Here is a 10,888-nt window from a genome sequence, read left to right on the forward strand (position 1 = left end):
CTCCTCCCCTGCCAGGCCCAGTCCCGCATCCAGCCCTCCACATCCGGCAGGATCCCGGCCACCGCCAGCCCCCACCCGGCCAGTGACGCCAGCACCACCGACCACAACAGCATCGTGCCGGCCCGGCGCAGCCGGTTGGTGGCGCCGCGGGCCTGGGCGATGACCGCCAGGTTCGCCACCAGCACCCCGGCCAGGACCGCAGCTCCCAGCGCGGCAGCGGCCAGCACCAGGGTGGGGGCCGGCAGCACCGCGCAGCACAGGGCGAACCACAGCACCCCGGCGGCCACACTGCCCAGCGCCCCAATCCAGCGGGCGCGGCGCAACGCCGCGGCGTGCAGCCCCCGAAGGTCAATGGGCAGCGAAAGCCACCACACCGCCTGGGCGGCACTGACCGCGGCCGGCCCCAGATGCAGCAGCAGGCGCGCCACCAGGGCCGGGATCACCAGGACCGCGACCAGCAGCACCGGTCCCAGGGGCAGCACCGCGCTCGGCAACGGCACCGGCGCGGCGAACTCGCCCAGCAGCGCCCCCAGCCAGGCCCGCAGGAAACCAAAGGCATAGGCCAAGCCGAAACCCACCAGCAGGATCCACATGTAGGTGTCGGAAAAGGCATCGAACTTCTCTGCCCGGCTGCGCGCCCGCCGCGCCTGGCGCAGTACCGCGCGCGGATCCAGGCCCGGAGCGTTGGCAGCCGGTTGCGGATGGCGCATGCTAGCGGGCAAGCCAGTTCACCGCCTGCGCGCTTGTCAGTTCCCTCCACTGCCCCTGGTCCAGCAGCAGCACGCGAGCGGTGCACTGCCCGATGAAGCCGGCATCGTGGCTGACCAGCACCAGCCCGGCCCCCTGCTCACGGCGGCCGCTGAGCCGCTCGGCCAGCCGGGCCTTGGACTGGGGATCCAGGCGCTGTTCGGGTTCATCAAGCACCAGGTAGTCCGCCGGCCGGATCAGGGCGGCGGCGAGCATCAGCTTGCGCCGCTGGCCGGAGGAGAGCTCGTGGGGCAGATGTGCCGCCACCGGCTGCAGGCCGAAGAAGTCCAGCTCCCGGGCCACGGCCTGTCCCGGGTCCCGGACCTGGTGTCCGCGCGCGACCAGGTCCAGGTGTTCGGCCACGCTCAGCTCGTCAAGGAAGGCGGCGTCCTCCACCAGCAGGGCCAGTTTGCGCCGGTAGTCCAGCGCGGCCGCGTTCATCGGTTCGTCCCCGAAACGCACGCTGCCCTCCAGCGGCGCCTGCAGGTCAAAGATGGCGCGCAGCACCGTGGACTTCCCGCTGCCGTTGACCCCGATGATGCCAACCCCCTGCCCGGGGTGCAGCTGCAGGTCCAGGGGTTCGCACAAGGCCTGGGCGCCGTAACCGGCGACCAGGCCCTGAATGCCGATGGTGGGGGCCGCTTCGCTCATCTTTCGAGGCTATCGGCCCCGCGGTGGCAGAGGCATCCTCCGCGTGGAGGATTTCGCCCTAGCCCTGGCCCAGCAGGCCAGCGTCCCGGTACCCGGGCTCGCGTCGCTTGAACCAGCGGATCACCAGGGAGGTGAGGGGAACGAAGATGATCTCCACCCCGGTCTTGTACACGAAGCCGACCACCACGTAGTTGATGAAGCTGGCGGCATCGGCGATGCCGATCACCGAGGCGGCGATGGAGCAGAAGATCAGGGTGTCCAGGAATTCACCGACCCCGCTGGATCCAATCAGGCGGCCGATCAGTCCACGTTCGCCAAAGCGTTCCTTCAGCTTGACCAGCACCCAGGCATTGGCCATCTGCCCGGTCAGGAAGCCCAGCACGGAGGCGAGCACGATCTGCCACACCGGGCCCAGGGTGCGCGCCAGGGCCTGCTGTCCGTCATAGAAGTCGGCCGACGGCAGGGCAATCATGATCCAGAAGCACACCACCGCGAAGATGGCCAGGGCGAAGGTGACCAGGATGGAGCGGCGTGCGGCCTTGAACCCGTACACCTCCGAGATCACATCTCCCAGGATGTAGGCGATGGGGAACAGGAAGAACCCGCCGTCGGTGATGATCGGCCCGAACGCCACGCCCTTGGAGGCGCCGATGTTCGAAAGGATGACCACGGTGGCCATCAGGGCCAGGACGGTGGAGAAATAGGGGCTGCCGGTGGCCGCGAAAATGGCCTTGGAGCGATGTTCGGTCAGGGAGTTGGCGTTTGATGCGCCCATGAAATTTTCCTCATTAGAAGTGGTTCGCCAGGGTCCTGCCTGCCCTCCCACTTCGCCGCCCGCGGGAAACCGGTTGCGGTTTCCGTCTGGAGGGGTGGGGCGATCCGCCCCGGAAGTGGGGCCGACTGGACCCCGCTGTATTAGCACTTGCCCCACCATTATCCCACGCTTCGGCACCTTGGATGGCGCTGGGCCCAGCGGCCTGCCCGGCGCTTGTTGCCCCTTCCGGTTCCCGCCGGTCAGCCAGCCCCATTCGAAGAACCACAGCACTTTGGGCCGCCTGCAGCCTCTCGGGTCAAAAGCCAGCTGCGTCACAGTGGATACGGGTAGGCTCTCAAACCCATTTCCATCTGGTGTTCTTCGATCAACATCCGGTAGGAACAGGGGGCTTCAGTTGATTCAGGCTTGGATCCGTCGTTTCCGAACCGTTATTTTTGAACGCGTTCAAAAGTCCGTAGAATAGAGCCCGGGACCGTGATCGCCGGGCCTTGAAGGAGAATCGCCGCCGTGCAGCCAGCCACCCGCAAGGGCCGCAACACCAGGGCCGAACTGTTGCAGACCGCCCTGGAGGCCTTTGCCGAGCTCGGCTACCGGGAGGCGAGCATGCGCGTCATCGCCCAGCGGGCCGGTGTGTCGCTGTCGCACGCGTACTACTACTTCGAGTCCAAGGAACAGATTGTCGGGCAGCTGCTGCTGCGCCTGCGCCAGGAACAGTTCGAGCGTTGCCAGCAGGTCCTGACCGAGGGCAACACGTTGGAAAGCAATATCCGCAGCGCACTGGATATCTCGGTCGGCGTACTGCAGCCGTACCACGGCTTTGGCCCGACTTTTCTGAAGGTGCTGCTCGGCGAGGCGGAGCCCACCGGCGCGCCGGGCCGGGAGACCGAGCTGAAGATGTGGCAGCAGGTGGTCGAGCAGGCCCGACCCCTGCCGCCGCTGGGAATCCGCCGGGACCTGCCGCGTTTCTTGCTGCTGCTCTCCCGGATGCTGTTCTTCCTCTGGGCCTATGACAGCACTGCAAACCAACGCCGCTCCCGCCGGTTAATGCGCAATGCGGCGCCCCTTGCCGCGAAGTTCGCGGTTCTCTCCCGGCTGCCGGTGGTGCGCTCCCTGTTCGATGACCTGCTGGGGCTGCTGGATGATTCCGCAGCCCGGGACGCCGAGGAACCCCAGGGCACCCACCCCGGGCGTCCTGCCGCCGGAAACCTGGCCTCCTGACGCACCGGGTTCCCGGCCCGGGTTTGGTCACACTGATCCGGACGGGGCGGCAAATGGGCGTAAAGTCGAAAGTACGAATCACAGGCCCTGACCACCAGAGGAGTCCCGCATGAACGCCGCAGCCCGACAGCTTCCGGAATGGACGAACAGCTATGCCCTGCTGCGGGACCGCATTCCCTCGGTGCCCTCCCCGGAGGAAGTCCGCTCGGTCTCCGAGGACGGCAATGATGTGGAGCTGCTGCGCTACTGGCCCCAGGGCTCCTGGAAGGCCCCTTCCGACGCGACCCGGCTGATGCTGCTCGGCGCCCGCAATGACCAGGCCGCGACCGAACTTTCGCAGCAGGGTTGGCAGCACATCGCCACGCTCGTCCTGCTGGCCGGGAAGCCCGAAGATGTCGAGCAGGTCGTCAAGCTGCCCGATACCTCCACCATTTTTGAAGCACCGATGGATAACTACGACGTCGTGGAGGTCACCGACTTTGACCGCCCCGTCGCCCGCGGGCGGATGCACCTGGGTTCGAACTTCGCGCTGCTCTCCGACCCGGACCTGTACTCGCCCTCCCAGCCGGACCTGGCCCGACGGGCCGTGCTGGCCAACTTCGCCGGCTCGGCATTTCAGCACGGGATGAGCTGGATGCTGCTGGTCGCCGAGGAGCAGCACGCCAACCCGCTGGCGCCCGGCTGGTCCAAGGCCACACAGATCAGTGTCATGTCCCGTGAATCGAACTGAGCATCCCCGCCGATTCCCTACACTTGAACTATGACTTCTACGAGCACTGCTGAACGCCCTGCCATCACCCTGACCATCGCCGGTTCCGAAGCGACCGGCGGCGCCGGGGCGCAGGCCGACCTGAAGACCTTTCAGGAACTGAACACCTACGGCATCATCGCACTGACCTGCATCGTCTCCTTTGACCCGAAGGACAACTGGAACCACCGCTTCGTGCCGGTCGATGCCCAGGTGATCGCCGACCAGCTCGAGGCCGTGCAGGCCTGCTACGCCGAGAGCCTGGACACCGTCAAGCTGGGCATGATGGGTTCGCCGACCACGATCGACACCGTGGCCAACGCCCTGAAGAAGCAGGCGTGGAAGAACGTCGTGCTCGACCCGGTACTGATCTGCAAGGGCCAGGAACCGGGCCACGCCTTGGACACCGACCAGGCCCTGAAGGCGAACCTCCTGCCGCTGGCCACCTTCGTCACCCCGAACCACTTCGAGGCCGAGCAGCTGTCCGGGATCTCGATCTCCTCGGAGGAAGACCTGATCGCCGCCGCCAAGAAGATCCACGAGGCCTCCGGCGCCGCGGTGCTGGCCAAGGGCGGGGTCCGCATTGCCGGTGAGGACGCGATCGACGTTTTCTACGACGGCACCACCCTGGAGGTGCTGCGCGCCAAGAAGATTGGGGATGTTGCCGTCTCCGGCGCCGGCTGCTCCCTGGCAGCCGCCGTGACCGCTGAACTGGCCAAGGGCGCCTCCCCACTGGAGGCGGCCCGCACCGCCAAGGAGTTCGTGACCGAGGGCATCCGCCACCGCGTCTCGGGCGCCACCCCGTTCGATGCCCTCTGGCAGGGCGGACGTCGCTAGGCTCCAGCCACGCAGGATTCCACAAGGGGGCAGTATTGCGATACTGCCCCCTTGTGGCGCATCTCCCCCGGGAATGTGAGATCCTCGGCGTTCATTGGCTGTTACCCTAAAAAGTGAGTCGTGTGCCGCTGTTGGCGCCGCAGGGCTCATTCTGGTTCCGCCCTTGCCGGAGCCGCCGATGACTTGTCTGCTGACTGCGATACGTGCCTGGCACGGGAAAGGGGTGTGGCCCACATGGGCTTGAGGATTCCCCGCCCGTTCGCCCCTGCCGGCGGACGGGGTTAACGCCACCTCGGGCAGTGCGCCGTGCGCGCTGCCGCCGTTTCGCGTCCCCGATGTTCGCTGCAGGGCCTAGCCTCCCTACCCGCCGGTGCGCCTTGTCCGCACCCATCTACGCCAGGACATCCTCATGCAGCCCATTACCGAATCCACCATCCGCTCCAGCTTCATCAACGCCTCCCGCTCCGAGGCCCGCAAACTCACTCTTCCGGAAGGCTTCCCCACCCTGCAGTGGGAGCAACATGATTTCCTGGGCTGGCGCGATCCTAAAATGCCGCAGCGCGCCTACCTGGTCGCCACGGGCCCGGACGGCACGACCCGCGCACTGCTGCTGCGCGCGCCGGACACCACCCCGAAGGTCAAGCGCGCGATCATGTGCGAAATTTGCCGGGACGTCAATGCCACCAACCCCGTCACCATGTGGAACGCCCGGCGTTCGGGCGCCAGCGGACGCAACGGCAACAGCCTGGGCACGCTGATTTGCTCGGACTTCCAATGCCCGCAGAACATCCGTGTACTGCCGCCGAAGAACGCAATCAACCCGGACCCCGCGGCGGTCGTGGCCGAACGCATCATTGAAATGGGCGAACGGCTGCAGGCACTGATCAACCGGGTGTAGCCCGACGCCCGCACCCCACAGCACCGACAACACCAGCTGATCTCCGCCCCCCGGCCGGGGGCGGACGTCAGATGGCGTCATACTTCCCACGAACGCCGCGCGAGCTGCGAACCGCCTCCGGGCCGGGAATCTCGCGGTATTTTTCCTCCCGCTATCGCCCGCTGGGTAGCGAAAATGCGAAGCTCCGAAGATTACTATTCAATAAACGCTTGAAATGTGGTCATGGTCACATAAGATAACGGTGGGATCTTGACGCACGAGCGGACGTCAAGAAAGCCTAGCGGCGACTGATCTTGGGGCAATGGGGTGCTTCTGCCGGGAGCCGATACTCGCGCAGGATGATTCCGCTTTCCAGCCCAGCTAGGAGAATCATGATCACTCGGCGCCCATCGGGCCTTGCCCGTACGGTCATGGCGTCGGCCACCGCCTTGGCGTTGGCAGTCACCATATCCTCACCCACCATGGCGGCCCCGGTGCCGCGACCTGCCGACGGTGAGGCAGCACAGTCGCTTGGCGGCAAGCACAATTCAACCCTGGAGGACCTGAAGGTCTCCGGGCCGCTGGCCAAGGCCAGCGGTGAAGTATCGGTATACGTTCAGCTCGAAGGCGCCGGCGCCTTCGAGGAAGTGGAGGTCAAGACCCGCAAGAAGAACAGCAAGCGGGTCAAGCAGATCCGTTCCGAGGTCGAAAAGCGCGGCAAGGCGCTGGCCAAGGAATCAAAGTCCGAAGTCCTGTACACCACGGCGAACACGCTGCGCGGCGTGGCACTGAAGGGCGATGCCGAACAGCTGCGCCAACTGGCTGAAAGCCCCGACGTTGCCAAGATCAGCGCCATCGTTCCCAAGCATCCAACCAACCGCGGCGCCGTCATTGACACCGGCGCGCTGGAAAGCTGGAAGGCGCTGGGCAAGACCGGCGAGGGCGTGAAGATCGCCGTGCTGGACACCGGCGTGGACTACACCCACGCCGGATTCGGCGGTCCGGGGACCTTGGAGGGATACAAGCAGGCCCAGGCCTCCCACGAACTGCCTTCGGCCGACTCCGGCCTGCTGGATCCCGAGAAGTTCATTGGCGGCTGGGACCTGGTGGGCGATGACTACAATGCCGACCCGAAGGCTGCGGACTACCAGCCGGTGCCGCGCCCCGACCCGAACCCGCTGGACTGCCAGAGCGCAGGGCACGGTTCCCACGTGGCCGGCAGCTCCTCGGGCTACGGCGTGAACGCCGATGGCACCACCTTCAGCGGGGACTACTCCAAGCTCACCGCCAAGGAGGTCTCCACAATGCGCGTCGGTCCGGGCACGGCGCCGGAATCCCAGCTGATCGGCATCCGCGTCTTTGGCTGCTCCGGTTCCTCCGCCGTGGTGGGCCAGGCCCTGGACTACGTGCTGGACCCGAACGGCGACGGGGACTTCTCCGACCGCGCCGACGTGGTGAACATGTCCCTGGGGTCGGACCGCTCCCCCACGCAGGACCCGGAAAACGACATCGTTGACGCGCTGAGCAAGGCCGGGATCCTCTCGGTCGTCGCCAGCGGCAACGCCGGGGACGTTACCGACATCGGCGGTTCGCCAGGCAACTCACGCAGCTCCCTGACGGTGGCCAACACCGTGGGCTCGCAGGTTTCCCTGGACGGCATCCAGGTCGATGCCCCGGCCGATGTGGCTGGCACCGTCGCCGGACAGTACTCCTCGAACTTCAACTACACCTCCGCCGATCCTGCCAAGCTCAGCGGTGAAGTGGTCATGGCCCCGTCCTCCAACGCCTTTGGCTGTGAGCCCTTTGCGGCCGATTCGCTCAAGGGCAAGTGGGTGTGGCTGCAGTGGAGCGAAGACGGGCAGTTCCCCTGTGGCTCCGCCGCCCGCTTCAACAACGCCGAAGCCGGGGGCGCCACCGGGGTGCTGATGGATTCGGAAACGAACCTGTTTGATGCCGGGATCGCCGGCAACGCCACCATCCCCGGCGCCCAGCTGACCCTGGACAACTCCAAGAAGCTGCGCCCGGCGGCCGAGGCCGGAACCCTGAAGGTCACCCTGTCCCCCGATCTGATCGGGGCCACCTCCGGGGAATCCGGGGCGAAGGACACCTTGAACTCCTCCTCCTCGCGCGGCGTGCACGGCTCCAACGGCGTGGTGAAGCCGGACGTGGCGGCCCCCGGAACGCAGATCGGCTCCGTGGCCGTAGGCACCGGAAACCGTCCGTCCGTCAAGTCCGGCACCTCGATGGCCACCCCAATGGTCGCCGGTGTGGCCGCCCTGGTGCTGGAAGGCAACAACTACAGCCCGGAGCAGGCCAAGAGCCTGATCATGAACACCGCCGCCGCCGACGTGCTGGCCGCCAACGGCAAGGCCTACGGGCCGAACCGCGTGGGCGCCGGACGGGTGATGGCCGATGCTGCGATCTCCTCCCCGGCCTACGCCTTCGACACCAAGAACCCGGACCTGACCTCCGTGGTGTTCGGGGTCATCGAACTGGACGCGAAGAAGAAGTTCTCCGCCACCCGTTCGATCACGGTGAAGAACACCAGCAAGAAGAGCGTGGACTACAAGCTGAAGTACGTGCCGTCGACCGAGATCCCGGGTGCCAGCTACAGCCTGGACCGTTCCTCGGTGCGGGTGGCCCCGGGCAAGAGCGCCAAGGTCAACGTGACCCTGCGCATCGACCCGCGCAAGTTCTCCAAGACCATGGACCCGACCATGGAGCGCACCCAGTCCGGCCTGGCCCGGGCCTGGGTCAGCGACGTGACCGGGCGCGTGGAACTGAGCAGCTCCAAGGCCCCCACCCTGCGGGTACCGGTCCAGGCCGCGCCGAAGCCCACTGCCGAGATGAGCGGGCAGGTCAAGAAGCTGAAGAAGGGGCAGAACCAGACCAGCATCAAGCTCAAGGGCCAGGATCTGGCCCTGGGCAAGGGTGAGGGCCAGGTGACCAGCCTGCTGGGCGCGTTCGAACTGGGCGCCACCAGCAAGCGTGAGGGCAAGCGCCTGGAGTCGATCCCCGTGGCCAGCGCCATGGACCTGCAGTACGTGGGCGCCTCCACCACTGCCCCGCGCACCGGGGTGGCCGATGGGCTGCTGAACATCGGCATCTCCACCTGGGACAACTGGGCGAACCTGGCCGGCGCCACCGAACTGGACGTCGAATTCGACACCAACGGGGACGGCAAGGCCGACTACGTCTCGTTCACCACCCAGCTCGATGACATCGACCTGGACCTGGTGGCGACATTCGACTCGAAGACCGGGGCCCAGGTTGACCTGCAGCCGCTGAACGGCGTGCTGGGAGACGTGGACACCAACACCTTCGACACGAACGTGGCGATCCTGCCGGTGGCCCTCAGCTCGCTGGGCCTGGATGAGTCCAGCAGCAAGATCTCCTACCGCGTGCAGTCCTACTCCTGGTACCACACCGATGACCAGGGCGCCCTGGTTCCGGTGGACACCACGAAGTGGATCGACTTCAACGTCGCCAGCCCGCAGCTGGACTTCGGCGCCACCGGCACCCTGTTCACCGACCTGAAGGGCAACCACATCCCGGTCAGCGTCGAGAACGTGAAGAAGGAGTCCAAGGCGCTGCTGCTGCACCTGCACAACGGCACCGGAAAGCTCGGTGAGAAGAAGAACAAGCACAAGCCGCAGAACGATGGTGATCGCGCCGAGGTGCTCACCGTGGTCGACGGACACAAGTCGGGACACCACAAGAACTAGCCGGCACGATCCGGCAGGACTTGTTCCGTCCTGAGGTACCGAGCCCCGGTTGTGCTCCCAGCAGATGCTGGGGGCACGACCGGGGCTCTTGCACTTACTCCTGCGCCCGCAGGTGCTCGGTGACCACCAGGGTGGCCGCCTGTCGCACGGTGTCGGCGAAGGCCCCGTCCTTGGCGGCGCGGGCGGCAATCGCCTGCACCATCTGCACCGCCTCATCGGCCTGCACGCACAGGGCCACGGTGCCCCCGGCGGCAATGAACTTCACCGCCCGCTGCCCCAGCGCGGTCTCGGACACGGCCGCTGCGTCGCACAGGTCATCGGAGATCACCAGGCCCTCATAGCCCAGCTGGTCGCGCAGCAGCTCATCGATGATCGCCCGGGAGAACGGGGCCGGGTTCTTGGCGTCGAGCTTGGAGTAGCTGGCGTTGGAGATCATCACCCAGGCCAGGTCCTGTTCAATGCCGCGCACAAAGGGCTGCAGGTATGGGTCCTGGGCGTCGGTGACGGTGTCCACCACGCGTTCGGTGGTGTCGGTGTTGCCCTTCACCCTTCCCAGGCCCGGGAAGTGCTTGATCACCGGCTGCACCCCGGCATCATCCAGCGCCTGGTTCACTTCGCCGACCGCATCCCACACGGTGTCCGGGTCGTAACCGAAATTCCGCTGCCACTGCCCGATGGGGGCGTTGCCGGCCCCCAGCGATTTGGGGACCGTGTCGGCCACCGGCGCCAGGTTCACGTTCACCCCGGCCTCGCTGAGCTGCCGGCCCAGCTGTCCGGTGGACTGGGCCAGGCGCTTGGCCGACCAGCCGCCCTGGGTCTGCGCGCTGGGCAGGTTGGTGAAGCCCGAACCCTGCAGCACCCGCACCGAACCGCCCTCCTGGTCGGTGGCGATCCACGGCTCCAGCTGTGCGGGCACATTCGGTGCCACGGCCTTGCGGATCTGCTTCACCTGACCGGCGGTCTGCTGCAGCGACAACTGCGAGCGCCCGCGCAGGAACACGCTGGCAATCCCCGCGTCCGCCAGCTGGTCCAGTTCCTGCTGCGTGGCACCGGTGGCCGGCACCCCGGCCATCACCAGCAGTCCGGCCTGCTGCTGCACCTCCAGGTCCCGCACCAGCTCACTGGCCCGCTGCGCCTCCGGAGCCTGCGGGGAGGCGGTGGGCGTCGGGGAGGCGGTGGGCGTCGGGGAGGCGGTGGGGGACGCCGGTGCGGAGGCACTGCCGCTGGGGGCGGGGCTGGAAGAGCCGGGGGCCGGGCCCGGGGCGGGGTCGGGCTGCGGGGCCCCGCCGGAACATCCGCTCAGCGCCAAC

Annotated in this window: 9 protein-coding genes; 5 read left to right on the plus strand and 4 right to left on the minus strand. The window is 67.0% G+C overall.

Going from position 1 to position 10,888, the window contains the following annotated elements:
- From RCJ92_RS12960 to RCJ92_RS12970, 3 genes are all read right to left on the minus strand, one after another.
- Positions 1–710, minus strand: a 710-nt coding sequence (locus RCJ92_RS12960; RefSeq protein WP_446754769.1) for a hypothetical protein, incomplete at its 3' end; no start/stop codon positions are given.
- A 1-nt stretch (position 711) separates the two neighbouring features.
- Entirely contained in the window at positions 712–1,398 is a 687-nt protein-coding gene (locus tag RCJ92_RS12965) for an ABC transporter ATP-binding protein (protein ID WP_446754770.1), read from the minus strand.
- A gap of 58 nt (positions 1,399–1,456) precedes the next feature.
- Positions 1,457–2,173, minus strand: coding sequence for a queuosine precursor transporter (locus RCJ92_RS12970; RefSeq protein ID WP_446754771.1), 717 nt, complete (start codon positions 2,171–2,173; stop codon positions 1,457–1,459).
- Positions 2,174–2,680: 507 nt separating this feature from the next.
- Between RCJ92_RS12970 and RCJ92_RS12975 the strand changes: the two genes are divergently transcribed.
- The 5 genes from RCJ92_RS12975 to RCJ92_RS12995 all read left to right on the plus strand — a co-directional run bounded on the left by RCJ92_RS12975 (position 2,681) and on the right by RCJ92_RS12995 (position 9,578).
- Positions 2,681–3,391: a TetR/AcrR family transcriptional regulator gene (locus RCJ92_RS12975; RefSeq protein ID WP_138175142.1), complete on the plus strand. Its 711-nt coding sequence runs from the start codon at positions 2,681–2,683 to the stop codon at positions 3,389–3,391.
- 109 nt (positions 3,392–3,500) lie between these two features.
- Positions 3,501–4,121 (plus strand): hypothetical protein, encoded by a 621-nt coding sequence (locus tag RCJ92_RS12980; RefSeq protein ID WP_446754772.1) that lies wholly within the window; start codon positions 3,501–3,503, stop codon positions 4,119–4,121.
- A 30-nt stretch (positions 4,122–4,151) separates the two neighbouring features.
- Positions 4,152–4,976, plus strand: coding sequence for a bifunctional hydroxymethylpyrimidine kinase/phosphomethylpyrimidine kinase (thiD, locus tag RCJ92_RS12985; RefSeq protein ID WP_138175146.1), 825 nt, complete (start codon positions 4,152–4,154; stop codon positions 4,974–4,976).
- Between the two features lie 409 nt (positions 4,977–5,385).
- Positions 5,386–5,874: an FBP domain-containing protein gene (locus RCJ92_RS12990; protein ID WP_138925556.1), complete on the plus strand. Its 489-nt coding sequence runs from the start codon at positions 5,386–5,388 to the stop codon at positions 5,872–5,874.
- A 371-nt stretch (positions 5,875–6,245) separates the two neighbouring features.
- Entirely contained in the window at positions 6,246–9,578 is a 3,333-nt protein-coding gene (locus tag RCJ92_RS12995; RefSeq protein ID WP_446754773.1) for a S8 family serine peptidase, read from the plus strand.
- A 94-nt stretch (positions 9,579–9,672) separates the two neighbouring features.
- On the opposite strand, the gene RCJ92_RS13000 is transcribed toward RCJ92_RS12995, so the two are convergent.
- Positions 9,673–10,888 (minus strand): glycoside hydrolase family 3 N-terminal domain-containing protein (locus RCJ92_RS13000; RefSeq protein WP_446754774.1); only part of this gene is annotated, 1,216 nt, incomplete at its 5' end.

The organism is Glutamicibacter sp. BSL13, from assembly GCF_052928425.1.